Here is a 21,104-nt window from a genome sequence, read left to right as displayed (position 1 = left end):
CCATGGCGCTAATGAGACATACACGTCTGACGACATGGGTCCCTTCAGCGGTACTGCTGGCGACTCTGACGCTTTCAGGTTGTCAGAGTGCCTATTATGACGTCATGGAACAGGCCGGCGTGCACAAGCGCGATATCCTGTCCGATCGTGTTATCGCCGCCCGTGATGCTCAGCAGGAAGCCGATGAGCAATTTTCCTCGGCACTGGAGCGCTATCAGAGTGTGGTGACGGTGCCAGAGAGCAAACTGTCCCGAACCTATGGCGAGCTCGAGTCCGACTACGAGCGCAGCCAGGCCGCGGCCGAGCGTGTCAGTCAGCGCATCGACGCCATTGAAAGCGTAGCGCAGGCGCTTTTCAGGGAGTGGGAAGGCGAACTGGATCAGTATCAGAACCAGACCTACCGGCGTCAGAGCGAGCGTGAACTTGAGCAGACACGTCAGCGCTACGGTGAGATGCTCGATGCCATGCACCGCGCTGAAGATACGATGCCACCGGTTCTGACGGCCATGCATGACAATGTACTGTTTCTCAAGCACAACCTTAATGCACGCGCCATCGGTGCGTTAAAAGGGGAGGTCAATCAGCTTGAAACGCAGATTGCCACCCTCAGGCGCGAGATGCAGGCCTCAATCGAACGCTCCAATCGTTTTATCGATGGTATGACGCCCGTGGATTGATACGCCCTTTCGTCCCCCTCATAAAAGGCAGCCCTCAGGGCTGCCTTTTTTTATCCTGAAAAGCCGAATATTTAGTCCAGGAGCTGATTGTTTGTTTAGAAATACTTTATGAATAATGTTTTTGGCTGCTACTTTCAGTCCTTGGGGATTAATCAAATTGAAGATTTGAGGCGTAGAAAGCTCGTTGATTACTGATTAAGACAGGACGGCAATCGCTATATATTCACTGTTGCTGAAATCTCCAGCAATACGGCGGGACAAGGGACGAACGTTATGGCTGCTTATACGGTTGCGCGTGTTGATGGCGTGGTCTGGTTACTGGATCCACGTACACCGGTCATTCAGGGGATGGTGTTGCCGGAAAATGCAGTGTTGGTTGCTGCTGATGGGGGGCGCATCATCCTGGCGGATGGTAACGTTCTGAGTCTGGGCGCCGGCCAGCCTGCCACACTGGTGAGCACTGAAGACGTGCCGCAACTTGTCGTACAGCCGTCAGTAGATGTTGATCCGGATATTGCTGCGCTGCAGGCTGCCATTGCCGCCGGGCAGGACCCTACTGAAGTGCAGCAGGCGCCGGCAGCCGGCGCCTCCGCGGACTCCGGTGGTGGCAGTACGGCTCAGGGCGGTGGTTTTTCCCAGCCCTTCGACGTGGACCGCAGCGGTCGTGAGCAGCAAACCGAATACCGCTACAGTGCCAGTTTTAATGATACTGCCACCACGCCACCGTCCAGCTTCACCGGCTTTGCAAATAATGGCGAAGCGGACACACCTGCTCCCGACAGCAATACGACCACCCCGCCCAACCCGGTCGTCGACAATGGCACGACCACACCGGTTGCCCCAACTACGCCCAATGATCCGACTAATGGCGGAGGCACAACGACGCCCACTGATCCGACGGATGGTGGCGGTACGACGACACCGACTGATCCGGCCGATGGCGACGGTACAGCGACGCCGACTGACCCGACCGATGGCGACGGTACAGCGACGCCCACTGATCCAACTGATGGCGACGTTACAACGACGCCCACTGATCCGACGGATGGTGGCGGTACGACGACACCGACTGATCCGGCCGAGGGCGACGGTACAGCGACGCCGACTGACCCGACCGATGGCGACGGTACAGCGACGCCCACTGATCCAACTGATGGCGACGGTACAACGACGCCCACTGATCCGACCGATGGCGACGACACAACCACTCCCACAGATTCGACCGATGGCGACGGTACAGCGACACCCACTAATCCGAGTACCGGCGGCACAGCGACGCCAACTAATCCGAGCACTGGCGGCGGCACAGCGACGCCAACTAATCCGAGCACTGGCGGTGGCACAACGACGCCCACGGATCCGACCGATGGCGACGGTACAACGACGCCGACTGACCCGACCGATGGCGACGGTACAACGACGCCGACTGACCCGACCGATGGCGACGGTACAACGACGCCGACTGACCCGACCGATGGCGACGGTACAACGACGCCGACTGACCCGACCGATGGCGACGGTACAACGACGCCGACTGACCCGATCGATGGCGACGGTACAACGACGCCCACGGATTCGACTGATGGCGATGGCACTACCACGCCCACGGAACCGACCGATGGCGACGGCACTACCACGCCCACGGAACCGACCGATGGCGACGACACAACCACGCCCACGGATTCGACTGATGGCGATGGCACCACCACGCCCACGGAACCGACCGACGGCGACGACACAACCACGCCCATTGACCCAGTTGCTGGTGATAACAGCGATACGCCGTCCAGAACGCCTATTGTTACAGTGGCGCTTGATGCCATAGCTGTTGACGATATCGTCAATCAGACGGAGTCCCAGGGTACTGTCGCGCTAGCAGGGCGGGGCGGCGAAGATGCCGCTGCTGGTGATGCCATAACCGTTACCATCGGTGAAGTTACCTACTCGGCGACTCTCGATGACAACCTGTCGTTTTCCATTTCGGTACCAGGCTCAATCCTGATCGGCAACCCTTCAGCAACCGTCACGTTAACGCATACGGAAGGCAATGTTAGCGTTACAGCCAGTTCAACCCGTCCTTATAGCATCGACCTTGACGCACCATCGCCTACTATTCAGCTTGACCCAATTGCTGATGACGACATTGTCAGTGCTGAAGAATCCAGTCAGTTAATTGAACTGAAGGGTGTTGTAGGTGGGGACGCCGCTGCCGGCGATCAGGTCACGCTTTTGGTCGGGGAAGCGCAATACACCACAACGGTTGATCCGGGTCTTCGTTTCAGTGTTTCAGTACCCGGCAGTGTGCTGGCAGAAGCTCAGGGCAGTGCCGTTATCGCTGTCATCAGCCACACTGATGCTGCGGGCAACATTGGTAGTGCCACGACCAGTCGTGATTATGTGGTGGATACCACATCACCGACACTCTCGATCACACTGGATACCATCGCCGGCGACAACCTTATCAATGCCGAGGAGTCGAATCAGAGTATTCCGGTCACCGGCACGGTCAGTGGTGAATACGTCACGGGTGATCTTGTCACCCTGACGGTGGGCGACCAAAGCTATGTCGGAGCGGTCAACGCTGACGGTACTTTCAGCATTAATGTGCCGGGATCGCAGCTTGCTGCCAATGACTCCGTGCAGGCAGTCATCAGCCACACTGACGCTGCCGGAAACTTGGGCTCGGCCAACACCGCGGTGAGCTACAGCGTCGATACCGACGCATCGGTGGTCACCATCAGCCTCGATACCATCGCGGGCGATGATGTGATCAACGCATCGGAAGCCGATCAGGACGTGGCCATCACCGGTCAGGCCGGCGGTGACGCCGTGGCCGGTGACGCCGTCACCGTTTCGGTCGGTGGTCAGAGCTACACCACGACCGTGGGTCAGAACGGCGCGTTCAGCGTTGCGGTGCCAGGCAGTGTGCTGGCCGCTGCGGGCACCAATACCGTCAGTGCGTCCGTTTCGCATACCGATGCGGCGGGCAATGTCGGCAGTGCCGACACCAGTCGCGATTACACCGTCGACGCTACCACGCCCTCGATCACGATCACGATCAGCCTGGACACCATCGCCGGTGACAACATCGTCAACGCCGACGAGTCGAACCAGACCCTCCCGGTCACGGGTACGGTCAGCGGCGAATACGTCGCAGGTGACCTCATTACGCTGACGGTCGGCGATCAGAGCTATACCGGCGCCGTGAATGCCGACGGTACGTTCTCGATCAACGTGCCGGGCTCACAGCTTGCCGCCAATAATTCGCTGCAGGCGGTCGTCAATCACACCGACGCCGCCGGCAATATCGGTTCGGCCAACACCGCGGTCAGCTACAGCGTCGATACCGCTGCGCCGATCGTCACCATCAGCCTCGACACCATCGCAGGCGATGACGTTCTTAACGCTACGGAAGCCGGTCAGGACGTTGCCATCACCGGTCAGGCCGGTGGTGATGCCGTGACGGGTGACACCGTCACCGTCTCGGTCGGCGGTCAGAGCTACACCACGACCGTGGGGCAGAACGGCGCGTTCAGCGTTGCGGTACCCGGTTTGGTGCTGGCCCAGGCCGGCACCAACACGATCAGTGCGTCCGTCTCGCATACCGAGGTAGCGGGTAACGTTGGCAGCGCCGAGACCAGTCGTGATTACAGCGTTGATACCAACGCGCCCGTGGTCACCATCAGCCTCGATACCATCGCGGGTGATGACGTGATCAACGCCGCGGAAGCCGGGCAGGAGGTTGCCATCACCGGTCAGGCCGGCGGGGACGCCGTGGCCGGTGACGCCGTCACCGTCTCGGTCGGCGGTCAGACCTACACCACGACCGTGGGGCAGAACGGCGCGTTCAGCGTGGCGGTGCCCGGTTCGGTGCTGGCCCAGGTCGGCACCAACACGATCAGTGCGTCCGTCTCGCATACTGATGTGGCGGGTAACGTTGGCAGCGCCGACACCAGCCGTGACTACTCGGTGGACACTACACCGCCGGCGCTGTCGATCGCACTCGATACGATCGCCAGTGACAACATCGTCAATGCTGACGAGGCGAACCAGACCATCCCGGTGACCGGGTCGGTCAGCGGTGAATACGTCGCAGGTGACCTCGTTGCGCTGACGGTGGGCAATCAGACTTACACCGGCGCCGTGAATGCCGACGGTACGTTCTCGATCGACGTGCCGGGCTCGCAGCTTGCTGCCAATGACGCCGTGCAGGCGAGTGTCAGTCACATTGACGCGGCTGGTAATATCGGCTCGGCTAACACCGCGGTCAGCTACAGCGTCGATACTGACGCACCGGTCGTCACCATCAGCCTTGATACCATCGCGGGCGATGATGTGATCAATGCATCGGAAGCCGAGCAGGACGTCGCCATCACCGGTCAGGCCGGCGGCGATGCGGTCGCCGGGGATACCGTCACTATCTCGGTGGGCGGTCAGAGCTACACCACGACGGTAGGTCAGAACGGCGCGTTCAGCGTGGACGTATCGGGCTCGGTATTGGCTACGGCGGGCGCCAATAGTGTTTCGGCTGCCGTCAGCCATACGGATGCTGCGGGCAATATCGGCAGTGCCGAAACGACTCGCGACTACACCGTCGATGCCACGCCGCCGGCACTCTCGATCACGCTGGATACCATCGCCGGCGATAACATCGTCAACGCCGAAGAAGCTGATCAAACCATTCCGGTCACCGGCACGGTCAGCGGTGAATACGCTGCGGGCGATGTTGTCACCCTGGCGGTGGGAGACCAAAGCTACACCGGCGCGGTGAATGCCGACGGGACGTTCTCGATCAGCGTGCCCGGTAGTCAGCTGGTACAGAACAGCGCCATCAGCGCCGAGGTCAGCCATACCGATGCCGCCGGCAATGTCGGCTCGGCCAATACCGCAGTCAGCTACGGCGTCGATACCGATGCGCCTGTGGTTACGATCTCACTGGACACCGTCGCGGGCGATGACGTTATCAATGCATCGGAAGCCGGGCAGGATATGGCCATCACCGGTCAGGCCGGTGGTGACGCGGTCGCCAGCGATACGGTGACTATCTCGGTCGGCGGCCAGACCTACACCACCACGGTGGGTCAGAACGGAACGTTCAGCATCGCCGTGCCGGGCTCGGTATTGGCTACGGCAGGCGCCAATAGTGTCTCGGCTGCTATCAGTCATACGGATGCTGCGGGCAATATTGGCAGTGCCGAAACAAACCGCGATTACAACGTGGATGCCACGCCACCGGCGCTCACCATCACGCTGGATACCATCGCCGGCGACAATATCGTCAACGCTGAAGAATCTGGTCAGACCATTCCGGTCACCGGCACGATCAGCGGTGAATATGCCACAGGTGATGTCGTTACTTTGACGGTGGGCGATCAGCGCTACATCGGTGCGGTCAATGCCGACGGGACGTTCTTGATCAACGTGCCGGGGGCGCAGCTTGCTGCCAATGGTTCGATTCTCGCCGAGGTGAGTCACACTGATGCTGCAGGCAACGTTGGCAGTGCCGATACAAGTCGTGACTATGCCGTCGATACCACGCCGCCGACGCTCTCAATCACGCTGGATACCATCGCCGGCGACAATATCGTCAACGCTGAAGAAGCTGGTCAAACCATCCCGGTTACAGGGTCCGTGACGGGTGAATACGTCGCGGGTGATGTCGTCACCCTGACGGTGGGCGACCAAAGCTATACCGGTGCGGTCAACGCCGACGGTACCTTCTCGATCAACGCGCCGGGCTCTCAGCTCGCTGCCAATGACTCCGTGCAGGCAGTCATCAGCCATACCGACGCCGCCGGCAATGTCGGCTCGGCCAACACCGCGGTCAGCTACGGCGTGGATACCGACGCACCGGCGCTCACCATCACGCTGAATACCATCGCCGGCGATGATGTAATCAATGCCGAAGAGGCTGGTCAGACCATTCCGGTCACGGGGTCCGTGACGGGTGAATACGTCGCGGGTGATGTCGTCACCCTGACGGTCGGCGACCAGAGCTACACCGGCGCGGTCAACGCTGGCGGCACCTTCGCGATCAACGTGCCGGGCTCTCAGCTGGCACAGAACAGCGCCATCAGTGCCGAGGTCAGCCACACCGACGCCGCCGGCAATATAGGCTCGGCCAACACCGCAGTCAGCTACGGCGTCGATACCGACACACCGATCGTTACCATCAGCCTCGATACCATCGCGGGTGATGACGTCCTTAATGCCGAGGAAGCCGGACAGGACGTTGCCATCACCGGTCAGGCCGGTGGCGATGCGGTGGCCGGGGATACCGTCACTATCTCGGTCGGTGGTCAGAATTACACCACCACGGTAGGACAGAACGGTGCGTTCAGCGTCGCCGTACCGGGCTCGGTATTGGCTACGGCAGGGGCCAATAGTGTCTCGGCTGCCGTCAGCCATACGGATGCTGCGGGCAATGTTGGCGGTGTCGAGACAACTCGCGACTACGTGGTGGATACCGATGCGCCGGTCGTCACGATCTCGCTGGATACTATCGCAGGCGATGACATTATCAACGCCGCGGAAGCCGATCAGGATGTTGCCATCACCGGTCAGGTCGGCGGTGACGCCGTGGCCGGTGACTCTGTCACGGTCTCGGTCGGCGGTCAGAGCTACACCACCACCGTGGGGCAGAACGGCGCGTTCAGCGTGGCCGTACCGGGCTCGGTACTGGCTGCGGCAGGGGCTGGCTCGGTCAGTGCCGCTGTCTCGCATACGGATACTGCGGGCAATATCGGCAGTGCCGAGACAGCTCGCGACTACACCGTGGATGTCACACCGCCGGCGTTGACCATCCAGCTCGACACGATTGCCGGTGACGACATCGTCAACGCCGAGGAGTCGAACCAGGCCATTTCCGTCACCGGCACGGTCAGCGGTGAGTACGTCGCGGGTGATGTTGTCACCCTGACGGTCGGCGACCAAAGCTATGCCGGCGCGGTGAATGCCGACGGGACCTTCTCGATCAATGTGCCGGGATCGCAGCTTGCTGCCAATGACTCCGTGCAGGCAGTCATCAATCACACTGATGCCGCCGGCAATGTCGGCTCGGCCAACACCACGGTCAGCTACGGCGTCGATGTCGACGCACCGATCGTTACCATCAGCCTCGATACCATTGCCGGCGATGATGTGCTCAACGCCGAGGAAGCCGGGCAGGATGTGGCCATCACCGGTCAGGCCGGTGGCGATGCGGTGGCCGGCGATACCGTCACCATCTCGGTCGGCGGTCAGAGCTATACCACGACAGTAGGTCAGAACGGCGCGTTTAGTGTCGCCGTACCGGGCTCGGTACTGGCCGCGGCGGGGGCCAATAGTGTCTCGGCTGCCGTCAGCCATACGGATGCTGCGGGCAACATTGGCAGCACCGAAACAAGTCGTGACTATGCGATCGATACCGACGCACCGATCGTCACCATCAGCCTCGATACCATTGCGGTCGATGATGTGCTCAACGCCGAGGAAGCCGGGCAGGACGTGGCCATCACCGGTCAGGCCGGTGGTGACGCGGTCGCCGGGGATACCGTCACCGTCTCGGTGGGCGGACAGACCTACACCACAACGGTGGGACAAAACGGCGCGTTTAGTGTCGCCGTACCGGGCTCGGTATTGGCTACTGCAGGCGCCAATAGTGTCTCGGCTGCCGTCAGCCATACGGATGCTGCGGGCAATATCGGCAGTGCCGAAACAACCCGCGATTACACCGTCGATGCCACGCCGCCGGCACTCTCGATCACGCTGGATACCATCGCCGGCGACAACATCGTCAACGCCGAAGAATCTGGTCAAACCATTCCGGTCACCGGCACGATCAGCGGTGAGTACGTCGCGGGTGATGTTGTCACTCTGACGGTGGGCGACCAGAGCTACACCGGCGCGGTGAATACCGACGGGACGTTCTCGATCAATGTGCCGGGCTCTCAACTTGCCGCCAATGACTCCGTGCAGGCAGTCATCAGCCATACCGACGCCGCTGGAAACGTGGGCTCGGCCAATACCGCCGTCAGTTACGGCGTGGATACCGATGCGCCGGCGGTTACGATCAGCCTCGATACCATCGCGGGTGATGATGTGATCAATGCCGCGGAAGCCGGGCAGGACGTGGTCATCACCGGTCAGGCCGGTGGTGACGCGGTGGCTGGGGATACCGTCACCGTCTCGGTCGGTGGTCAGACCTACACCACCACGGTAGGTCAGAACGGCGCGTTCAGCGTCGCGGTACCGGGCTCGGTATTGGCTGCGGCAGGTGCCGGCTCGGTCAGTGCCGCTGTCTCGCATACCGACGCGGCAGGCAACACTGGCAGTGCCGAAACAACTCGCGATTACATCGTCGATACCACGCCACCGGCGCTTACGATCACGCTGGATACTATCGCCGGCGACAATATCGTCAACGCTGAGGAATCGAACCAGAGCATTCCGGTCACCGGCACGATCAGCGGTGAATACGCTACGGGCGATGTCGTCACCCTGACGGTGGGCGACCAAAGCTACACCGGCGCGGTCAATGCCGACGGTACCTTCTCGATCAACGTGCCGGGCTCTCAGCTGGCACAGAACAGCGCCATCAGTGCCGAGGTCAGCCACACCGACGCCGCCGGCAATGTCGGCTCGACCAATATCGCAGTCAGCTACGGTGTCGATACCGACGCACCGATCGTCACCATCAGCCTCGATACCATTGCGGGCGATGATGTGATCAACGCCGCGGAAGCCGGGCAGGATGTGGCCATCACCGGTCAGACCGGTGGTGATGCGGTGGTTGGGGATACCGTCACCGTCTCGGTCGGAGGACAGACCTACACCACGACGGTGGGTCAGAACGGCGCGTTCAGCGTCGCGGTACCGGGCTCGGTACTGGCCGCGGCGGGGGCCAATAGTGTCTCGGCTGCCGTCAGTCATACGGATTCTGCGGGCAATATCGGCAGTGCCGAAACAAGTCGTGACTATACGATCGATACCGACGCGCCGATTGTCACGATCAGCCTCGATACCATGGCGGGCGATGATGTGATCAATACATCGGAAGCCGGTCAGGACGTCGCCATCACCGGTCAGACTGGTGGTGACGCAGTGGCCGGTGACACCGTTACCGTCTCGGTCGGCGGTCAGACCTACACCACAACGGTGGGACAAAACGGCGCGTTTAGCATCGCCGTGCCGGGCTCGGTACTGGCCGCGGTAGGCGCTGGCTCGGTCAGTGCCGCTGTCTCGCATACGGATGCTGCGGGCAATATCGGCAGTGCCGAGACAAGCCGCGATTACACCATTGATACCACGTCGCCGACGCTCTCGATCACGCTGGATACCATCGCCGGCAACAATATCGTCAATGTTGAAGAAGCTGGTCAAACCATCCCGGTCACCGGCACGATCAGCGGTGAATACGCTGCGGGTGATGTTGTTACCCTGACGGTGGGTGATCAGAGCTACACCGGCGCGGTGGATGCCGACGGTACGTTCTCGATCAACGTGCCGGGATCACAGCTCGCTGCCAATGACTCCGTGCAGGCGGTCATTAGCCACACTGACGCCGCCGGCAATGTCGGCTCGACCAACACCGCCGTCAGCTACGGTGTGGATACCGATGCGCCGATCGTCACCATCAGCCTCGACACCATCGCTGGCGATGATGTGCTCAACGCCGCGGAGGCCGGGCAGGACGTCGCCATCACCGGTCAGGCCGGCGGTGACGCGGTCGCCGGCGATACCGTCACCATCTCGGTGGGCGGTCAGACCTATACCGCCTCGGTTGGTCAGAACGGTGCGTTCAGCGTCGCGGTACCGGGCTCGGTATTGGCTGCGGTAGGCGCTGGCTCGGTCAGTGCCGCTGTCTCGCATACCGACGCGGCAGGCAACACTGGCAGTGCCGAAACAACTCGCGATTACACCGTGGATGCCACGCCACCGGCGCTCACCATCACGCTGGATACCATCGCCGGCGACAATATCGTCAACGCTGAAGAATCTGGTCAGACCATTCCGGTCACCGGCACGATCAGCGGTGAATATGCCACAGGTGATGTCGTTACTTTGACGGTGGGCGATCAGCGCTGCATCGGTGCGGTCAATGCCGACGGGACGTTCTTGATCAACGTGCCGGGGTCGCAGCTTGCTGCCAATGGTTCGATTCTCGCCGAGGTGAGTCACACTGATGCTGCAGGCAACGTTGGCAGTGCCGATACAAGTCGTGACTATGCCGTCGATACCACGCCGCCGACGCTCTCAATCACGCTGGATACCATCGCCGGCGACAACCTCGTCAACGCCGAAGAAGCCGGTCAGACCATTCCGGTCACGGGTTCCGTGACGGGTGAATATGCCGCGGGTGATGTCGTTACCCTGATGGTGGGCGACCAAAGCTACACCGGCGCGGTGAATGCCGACGGGACGTTCTCGATCAATGCGCCGGGCTCTCAGCTCGCTGCCAATGACTCCGTGCAGGCAGTCATCAGCCATACCGACGCCGCCGGCAATGTCGGCTCGGCCAACACTGCAGTCAGCTACGGCGTCGATACCGACGCACCGATCGTTACGATCAGCCTCGACACCATCGCCGGTGATGACGTCCTTAATGCCGATGAAGCAGGACAGGATGTGGCCATCACCGGTCAGGCCGGTGGTGACGCGGTCGCCGGCGATACCGTCACCGTCTCGGTGGGCGGTCAGAGCTATACCACGACAGTAGGACAGAGCGGCGCGTTCAGCGTGGCCGTACCGGGTAGTGTGCTCGCCAGTGCTGGAGCCAACACCGTCAGCGCGTCTGTCTCGCATACTGACGTTGCAGGCAACGTTGGCAGTGCCGAAACAAGCCGCGATTACACCATTGATACCACGTCGCCGACGCTCTCGATCACGCTGGATACCATCGCTGGCGACAACATCGTTAACGCCGACGAGTCGAACCAGACCATTCCCGTCACCGGCACGGTCAGTGGTGAATACGTCACGGGTGATGTCGTCACCCTGACGGTGGGCGATCAAAGCTATACCGGTGCGGTCAACGCCGACGGGACCTTCTCGATCAGCGTGCCGGGCTCTCAACTTGCTGCCAATGACTCCGTGCTGGCAGTCATCAGCCACACCGACGCCGCCGGCAATGTCGGCTCGGCCAACGCCGCAGTCAGCTACGGCGTGGATACCGACGCACCGACCGTTACCATCAGCCTCGATACCATTGCGGGCGATGATGTGATTAATGCATCGGAAGCCGGACAGGATGTGGCCATCACCGGTCAGACCGGTGGTGATGCGGTGGTTGGGGATACCGTCACCGTCTCGGTGGGCGGTCAGAGTTACAACACCACGGTAGGTCAGAACGGTGCGTTTAGTGTCGCGGTACCGGGCTCGGTATTGGCTACGGCAGGCGCCAATAGTGTTTCGGCTGCCGTCAGCCATACGGATGCTGCGGGCAATATCGGCAGCGCCGAGACAACTCGCGACTACACTGTCGATGCCACACCGCCGGCGTTGGCCATCCAGCTCGACACCATTGCCGGTGACAACATCGTCAACGCCGACGAGTCGAACCAGACAATTCCGGTCACGGGTTCTGTGACGGGTGAATACGTCGCGGGTGATGTCGTCACCCTGACAGTCGGCGATCAGAGCTATACCGGCGCGGTGAATGCCGACGGGACCTTCTCGATCAATGTGCCCGGTAGTCAGCTGGTACAGAACAGCGCCATCAGCGCCGAGGTCAGCCATACCGATGCCGCCGGCAATGTCGGCTCGGCCAATACCGCGGTGAGCTACGGCGTCGATACCGACGCACCGATCGTCACCATCAGCCTCGATACCATTGCGGGCGATGATGTGATTAATGCATCGGAAGCCGGTCAGGATGTGGCCATCACCGGTCAGGCCGGTGGTGACGCGGTGGCTGGGGATACCGTTACCGTCTCGGTCGGCGGTCAGACCTACACCACGACAGTAGGACAGAACGGCGCGTTCAGCGTCGCGGTACCGGGCTCGGTATTGGCCGCAGCAGGCGCTGGCTCGGTCAGTGCGTCTGTTTCGCATGCTGACGTGGCAGGCAACATTGGCAGCGCCGAAACGACTCGCGACTACACCGTCGATGCCGCGCCGCCGACGCTCTCAATCACGCTGGATACCATCGCCGGCGATAACATCGTCAACGCCGAAGAAGCTGGTCAGACCATTCCGGTGACCGGCACGGTCAGCGGCGAATACGCTGTGGGTGATGTCGTCACTCTGACGGTCGGCGACCAAAGCTACACCGGCGCGGTGAATGCCGACGGGACCTTCTCGATCAACGTGCCGGGCTCTCAGCTGGCACAGAACAGCGCCATCAGTGCCGAGGTCAGCCACACCGACGTTGCCGGAAACTTGGGCTCTGCCAACACCGCGGTCAGCTACGGCGTCGATACCGACGCACCGATCGTCACCATCAGCCTCGATACCATTGCGGGCGATGATGTGATCAATTCATCGGAAGCCGGTCAGGACGTCGCCATCACCGGTCAGACCGGTGGTGACGCAGTCGCCGGCGATACGGTCACCGTCTCGGCCGACGGTCAGACCTACACCACTACCGTGGGGCAGAACGGCACGTTTAGCGTCGCCGTACCGGGCGTGGTACTGGCTGCTGCGGGCACCAATACCGTCAGTGCATCTGTTTCGCATACCGATGCGGCGGGCAACGTCGGCAGTGTCGACACCAGTCGCGATTACACCGTCGACATCACGCCCCCGACACTGTCGATCACGCTGGACACCATTGCCGGTGACAATATCGTCAACGCCGACGAGTCGAACCAGAGCATCCCGGTCACGGGCGCCGTTTCGGGCGAGTTTGCGGCGGGCGATACCGTCACCCTGACGGTGGGTGATCAGACCTACACCGGTTCGGTCGATGCCGGCGGCACGTTCTCGATTAACGTGCCGGGCTCTCAGCTTGCTGCCAATGACTCCGTGCAGGCAGTCATCAGCCATACCGACGCTGCTGGAAACGTGGGCTCGGCCAATACCGCAGTCAGTTACGGCGTGGATACCGATGCGCCGGCGGTTACGATTACCCTCGATACCATCGCGGGTGATGATGTAATCAACGCCGAGGAAGCCGGGCAGGACGTCGCCATCACCGGTCAGGCCGGTGGTGACGCGGTCGCTGGCGATACCGTCACCGTCTCGGTCGGCGGTCAGAGCTACACCACCACCGTGGGGCAGGACGGCACGTTCAGCGTGGCCGTACCGGGCTCGGTACTGGCTGCGGCAGGCACCAATAGTGTCTCGGCTGCCGTCAGCCATACGGATGCTGCGGGCAATATCGGCAGTGCCGAAACAACTCGCGACTACACCGTGGATGCCACGCCGCCGGCGCTCTCGCTCACGCTGGATACCATCGCTGGCGACAATATCGTCAACGCCGAAGAAGCTGGTCAAACCATCCCGGTCACAGGGGCCGTGACGGGTGAATACGTCGCGGGTGATGTCGTCACCCTGACGGTGGGCGACCAGAGCTACACCGGTGCGGTGAATGCCGACGGTACCTTCTCGATCAACGTGCCCGGCAGTCAGCTGGCACAGAATAGCGCCATCAGTGCCGAGGTCAGCCATACCGATGCCGCCGGCAATGTCGGCTCGGCCAATACCGCGGTCAGCTATAGCGTCGATGTCGATGCACCGATCGTCACCATCAGCCTCGACATCATTGCGGGTGATGACGTCCTCAATGCCACGGAAGCCGGGCAGGATGTGGCCATCACCGGTCAAGCTGGTGGTGACGCGGTCGCCGGCGATACCGTCACCGTCTCGGTCGGTGGTCAGAGTTACACCACCGCGGTAGGTCAGAACGGCGCGTTCAGCGTCGCGGTACCGGGTAGTGTGCTCGCCAGTGCTGGAGCCAACACCGTCAGTGCCGCTGTCTCGCATACGGATGCTGCGGGCAATGTCGGTAGTGCCGAAACAACCCGCGACTACACCGTCGATGCCACGCCACCGGCGCTTACGATCACGCTGGATACTATCGCTGGCGACAATATCGTCAACGCCGAAGAAGCTGGTCAAACCATCCCGGTCACAGGGTCCGTGACGGGTGAATACGCTGCGGGCGATGTCGTTACTCTTACGGTGGGCGACCAAAGCTACACCGGTGCGGTGAATGCCGACGGCACGTTCTCGATCAACGTGCCGGGCGCTCAGCTGGCACAGAACAGCTCTATTAGTGCTGCCGTCAGTCACATCGATGCTGCGGGCAATATCGGCAGTGCCGAAACGAGTCGCAATTATCAAACCGATGTCCTGCCGCCGGAGGCGCAGGCGGATACCGGCAGCACCGAGCAGGAGGTCATCCTGACGGTGGATGCCGCCAATGGCGTGCTGGCCAACGATACGGATCAGGACAGCGACAATGCGACGCTACGAGTCGTGGCGATCAATGATGACGCTGGCAGTGTCGGGCAGCAGATTGCAGGCACCAACGGCGGACAGTTTACGGTGGCCTCCGATGGCAGCTATCAGTTCCAGCCCGGTGACGCCTTTGATTATCTGCCTGCCGGGCAAACGGCCACCACGGAGGTTCGTTATACGGTCAGCGATGCGCAGGGCAATGCCAGTACTACCACCCTGACCGTGACGGTCACGGGCACCAACGATCTGCCTGTCATCACCGGTTCGGCCACCGGCAGCGTGACAGAAGCCGCCATCACGGTGGCTCAGGAGAGTGAACAGGTCGCAAGCGATGAGCTGTATACGATGGCCGGCTCGTTGAGCGGTACGCTCTCCGGGCTGCTCAATCTGAGCATTCTGCCCAATACCGTGATCCCGGGTGTCGGCACACTTGGGCTTTTAAATATCAATACCGATGGCAGCTTCAGCTATCAGGTCGATCGGTCAGGCCTTGCCACATTGACGGACGGACAGGTCAGGGTCGATCTTTTCCAGTTCACCGATACGCTGGGCAATACCCATTCGGTCAGCGTCAGTCTGGTCGGCACGGCTCAGGGAACGGTAGTCGGACAGCCCGTTATTGATGGGTTGGTGGGCAACACTCTGGGGCTGACCGGTGAACTAGGTCTCGAGACGGGTGTAACGGTTAACCCGGGGGCTGCCATCCCGACTTTGGGAACGCTCGGGACACTCACGATTGGCGTCGATGGGCGCTTTGCTTATAGCCTGCTCAGTGGTAGTGCACCGGTGCTGGCAAAAGGTGAAATTCGCGCCGAGGTCTTCAATTATGTAGACGCTGCCGGCAACACGCACAGTGTCACCATTAATCTGGTGGGGACGGGCGGTATTCCCGTCTTGGCCGGCCCGGGAGACATGATTGTCGGAGGTGAGGCGGGGGATGACTCAACCTCGCTACTGACGACGTCGGGTGTACTGAATGTCAGCGATATTGATACAGACGAAAGTGCCTTTGTCCCGGAGAGCATTCAGGCAGCGCCCGATACGCTGGGGACGCTGACCATTACGCCCGATGGGCAATGGCAGTATCAGGTCGATAACGATCTGGTGCGCTATCTCAATACGGGAGAAACGCGGGAGGAAGTCTTTACGGTCTACACCGTGGACGGTACCGCCCAGACGATTACGGTCACGATCAACGGCATCAATAATCCTGCCGTGATTGGCGGGCAGGATACCGGGGTGGTCACGGAAATCGTGCCCACCAGCGAAATGTCGGTATTGAGCAGTAGCGTGGCGTCCATCGGCGGACTCCTGGGAGGTGTGCTGGGCAGTGTTTCGCTGCTGTCAACCTCGATTCTGCCGTCGCTGGGAACGTTGGGGCATTTGTCGATCGATGTCTCCGGCAACGTTGGCTATCGCATCGACAACGGTCTGTTGCCGACGCTGGTTGAAGGCCAGGTCAAAGTGGAAACCTTCAACGTCACGGACACCAGCGGCCGGTCGCACCAGATTACGGTCAATCTTGTTGGCACTGCCGATGGCACTACTGTCGGGTTGCCCATTATCGATGGGCTGCTCTCTCAGGGCGGTCAGCTCAATGCCGGGCTTCTGGTGTCTCTGGATCCGACGAGTCTGGTGGCCGACAGCGGTAATCTGGGTAGCCTGAGTATTGATGCTACCGGCAAGTGGACCTATCACGTTGATAACAGCGCCACGCTGTCGCTGGGTATCGGCGTGGTCAAGGCCGAAACCTTTACCGTTACCGACGTGCTTGGCAACGTACACACCATCGTGGTTAACCTGACTGGCGCCGCTGGTGGTGCACTGGTCAATCTGCCGGAAACGAGCAGTGAAAGCACGGACCCGATGCTGGTGGCCAGCGGGGCATTGACAGTTCGGGATGCCGACGTTGGGGAGGCGCTTTTCAATCCGGAAAGCGTCACGTCGCCGGCCGGAACGCTGGGGCACCTGACGCTGGATGCCGATGGTCAGTGGGTCTATAGCGTGCCCAACAGCGCTATCGCCTACCTGAATGCGGGTCAAACGAAGGTGGAAACCTTTACCGTGGCCTCATTGGATGGCACCACGCACACCATTACGGTGACCGTCGTTGGTAAAAACAGCCCGGTCGATGCCGTGGCGGATACCGGGATGATCGATGAAGACCATTCGCTGGTAGTTGATGCCACGCACGGTGTCCTGAGCAACGACCAGGATCTGGATGCTGCGGCCTCCCTGAGCGTCAGCGCCGTTAACGGCTCGTCGGCAGGTATTGGGCACGCCATTGCCGGCAGTCATGGCGGCAGCTTCATTCTCAATGCTGACGGCAGTTATACCTTTGATCCGGGCACATCATTCCAGAACCTGGCCGAGGGCAGCCAGCAGACCACGTCGATCACTTATACCGTCAGCGATGGCCAGGGGAGTACGGCCGAGACCACGCTGACGGTCACCGTGACCGGTAACGTCGATGCGCCAACCATTCAGGTCGTCGACCAGAGCGTTGGCATCGGCGGCATTCTGGGGGGCTCGCTGGGTCTGGTAGCCGAATTGTATCAGGGGTCAGCGTTCACGCTGACCAGCACGCTTGGAAGTGTCATCAATACCCTGGGCGGTGCTGTCGGTGGCGCAGGTACGCTTCTGACCGATACTGGTACGTTGCTGGGTGGTAGCGGAACACTATTGGGCGGGCTGGTCACCAGCACCGGCAATATTCTGACCAGTACCGGCTCGACGGTCTCCTCTGTCGGCGTGGATGAACTCGATCTACTCGGTGCGCTGGTGCCAACCACCTCAACGACCGCCTCGACCGGACTCAACACCTCGATTGCGGCAGGCAACGTCTATGCCAGCCAGGGCATGATCTATCTGGAAGCCGGGCATACCTATACCTTCAGCGGCAGCGCTCATGGCGGGGCGCTACTGTCGGTCGGGGGCAGGCACTGCTGGCCAGTACCTCGCTGGGCGGTACCTACAATTCGGTCGCCTTCACGCCCACGGCCAGCGGTTACTATCCGGTCGAGCTGTATGTGGGTAATACCTCGACATCGGCACAGTCCTTCTCGATCGGGCTGAGCACGGACGGTGGGGCGCTTCAGTCCCTCTCTACCCAACACTTCGGTCTTTATGGCAGCCCTCAGACCCTGATCGGCGCCCAGCTTTCCTTCTCACCGCTGACGGTCAGTGCCGGCATCAGCTACTACCCCGTGCATGAAAACCAGGGGATGACAGGTACCCGTATTGAGCTGGGAACACCGAAAGCCGCGCTGACCGACACGATCGGCAGCGAAACGCTGTCGATTTCGGTCAGTAAGATACCGATGGGGTCGGTGCTCAGCGACGGCGCCGGCCACAGCGTCACGATCACTTCAATCAATCAGTCGGTGTCGCTCGAGGGCTGGTCGCTTCCCGATTTGAAACTGCTGCCGCCGGCAGGCTTTGTGGGCGTGATTCCGATGGTGTTTACGGCCACGGCCACTGGTGTTCAGGGTGGGCAGGCGTCCAGTTCAGTGACTCAGAACGTGGCGGTGTTTGCCGCCAACCCGGATCGCGGCAGCGTCACGGAAGATCAGGCCCCCGATACGCTGACCACGACCAATACGCTTTTGATGGTTGATGGCAATAATCAGCAGGTTGCGATTGACCCGGCAAGCGTCACACCGGCACAGGGCAATCTGGGCAGTCTGGTCATCAACGCCCAGGGTCAGTGGACCTACAGCGTGCCCAACTCGGTCACCCAGTCGCTGGGCATGGGTCAGACAAAAATCGACACCTTCAACGTCAAGGCGGCGGACGGCTCGACCCAGACCATTCGCGTGACCGTCAACGGCGTTAATGATGGGCCGGTGGTGTCCGTTGCGGATACGGCCTCGGTCAGCGGCCAGGGCGAACAGAAGGTGGTGTATCTCTCGACTCACACCGGAACCCTGGAAGCCTGGAACCTGACGACAGGGACGCAGACCAGTGTAACCCTCAAAACCCCGCTGGGTGGCAGCATACCGACGCTTGGTGATATTGCGACCAGCAATACGCCCGGGCGACTGTTTGGCGTGAGCTACTCGACAACCTCGGGGGGAACCACGCTCTACAGCATCAACGCCACGACCGGCGTAGCCACTTCGCTGGGCAATCTGGCGGGAACGCTGGGTCTGGCGGCCCTGACGCTGATGCCCAGTGGCCAGCTGCTGGCGGCCAGCTATAACAACACCGGTCTCTATCAGATCAACCCGTTGACCATGAAAGTGACCCAGGTGGCCACCAGCCCCTTCCTGTCAGGGGGCGATCTGCAATATGTCGGAGGACATCTCTACAGCTCTGACCAGAGCGGACGAGTCTATGAGCTGCCCATCAACAGTGACGGCACGATCGGAAGTGGCTCGATATCACTGGTGGCGACCATGCCGGCGCAGGTCTACGGGCTTGCCGAGGATGCCCGCGGCAATCTGTTGATCATGACCACGGACAACAAGGCCACACCCATGAACGTGGATACGCACGCTTTGGGTACGCCGACAGCACTGACAAGTCTGGGCAGCGGTGTGCTCTATGGTGCTGCAGGCAATGTGGGACTGGCGACCGAAGGCGTGCCCACCGCCACAGGCAATGTGCTGGCCAATGACAAGGATATCGACAGTGGCGATCAGCTGAATGTCACCGGGGCAGCCAACAGCGTGGCCGGCAGTTCGGCGGCAGTGGCGGCGGGCGGCAGTACGATCCTGCAGGGCGTTTATGGCACGCTGACACTCGGCGCCGATGGTAGCTACAGCTACCGGCTTGATCCTGACCGGCCCACCAGCCGCGCGCTGCTCGGTGGCAAAACGGCCGATGACACCTTCAGCTACACCGTCAGCGACGGCAAGGGTGGCACTGCCACAGCGACGCTTGCCATACAGGTGACCGGCAGTACGCATAATCAGACGCCGACCGCGTCCGATTTCACGGTCATGCTGACCACGACCAGCATCAGCAGTGATGTGGTGTACATCGATTTTGCTCGCCAGGGAAAATTGCACGATCTGGAAAGCGGCTCACACCTCGGTGTGGTGATTACCTCGATTCCCATCAACGGGGTGCTCTATTCCGGTACCACCGCCGTGACGGCCAACGATGTGCTGTCCGGCAAGGTATTTGATCCCACTACGCTGACCTACAACCCCGGAAATCAGCCCGGCTTTCTGGGTATCGGTGATCTCGGTCCGCAGGCTGACAGGTTCACCTTTGCCACGGTTGATGGCAATGGCCAGCACAGCAGCGACCACACGGTCACGCTCAGCAATAACCATCTGCTGGGTCTGGGGGCCGGGACTCCGATCAACGTGGTCTCCGGCAGTAGCGTTGGCGGAACGGCCGGGGCTGATCTGGAGCTGGGCACGACCGGCAATGACATCCTGACCGGCGGAGACGGCAACGATCTTCTGTTTGGCTACGGTGGCAGCGATACACTGCGCGGCAATGCCGGTAATGATCGCATCTACGGCGGTGCCGGCAACGATCTGCTGGAGGGCGGTACCGGTAACGATCTGCTGGCAGGGGGCTCAGGCAACGACATTCTGACCGGCGGCGAGGGCGGCGATACCTTTGCCTGGATGCGTGGCGATCAGGGCAGCAGTGCCAGCCCGGCGGTGGATCGCATTACCGACTTTACCCGTGGCAGCGGTGGCGATGTTCTCGACCTATCGGATCTGCTTGATATCGGCGGCAGCGGCAGCAATGCCCAGGATGCCAGTCTGGCTTCCCAGTATCTGCACTTCGTCAAGGGCGAGGCGAGCGGGGCGCCGGGCACGGCAGGCAGCAATAGCTCGACGCTCGAGATCAAGACCGACGGGCCGGGAGGCAGCGTGACACAGAAGATCGTGTTCAGCGGCGTGGACTTCACCACCCTGGGCAATTCCGATACGGAGATCATCAAGACGCTGCTGGACAACGGCAACCTCAAAACGAACCTGGACGGTTGAAGCGTCATATGGCTTGCAGTCGTCGGTGCTTCGATCCCGGAAATAGCGGCATAAACCATCGCTATTTCCGGGAGGAGACGATACGGGAGCGCTT

General features: G+C 61.1%; 3 protein-coding genes. All 3 read left to right on the top strand.

Features of this window, described 5'->3' with window-relative positions:
* Positions 1-11 precede the first annotated feature (11 nt).
* The 3 genes from B9H00_RS04720 to B9H00_RS04595 all read left to right on the top strand — a co-directional run bounded on the left by B9H00_RS04720 (position 12) and on the right by B9H00_RS04595 (position 21,010).
* Entirely contained in the window at positions 12-677 is a 666-nt protein-coding gene (locus B9H00_RS04720) for a DUF2959 domain-containing protein (protein ID WP_086899671.1), read from the top strand.
* Positions 678-950: 273 nt separating this feature from the next.
* Complete coding sequence (locus B9H00_RS16745) at positions 951-18,131, top strand: Ig-like domain-containing protein (protein WP_157663179.1); 17,181 nt, start codon at positions 951-953, stop codon at positions 18,129-18,131.
* A complete protein-coding gene (locus tag B9H00_RS04595) occupies positions 18,086-21,010 on the top strand; it encodes a VCBS domain-containing protein (RefSeq protein WP_086899670.1) in 2,925 nt (974 codons plus the stop codon). Before B9H00_RS16745 ends, B9H00_RS04595 begins: the two co-directional genes overlap by 46 nt.
* Positions 21,011-21,104: the final 94 nt, after the last annotated feature.

The organism is Kushneria marisflavi, assembly GCF_002157205.1.
GTDB classification, from domain to species: domain Bacteria; phylum Pseudomonadota; class Gammaproteobacteria; order Pseudomonadales; family Halomonadaceae; genus Kushneria; species Kushneria marisflavi.
Note: the sequence above shows the minus strand (reverse complement) of the source record. Positions and strands in the feature narration are given on the sequence as shown.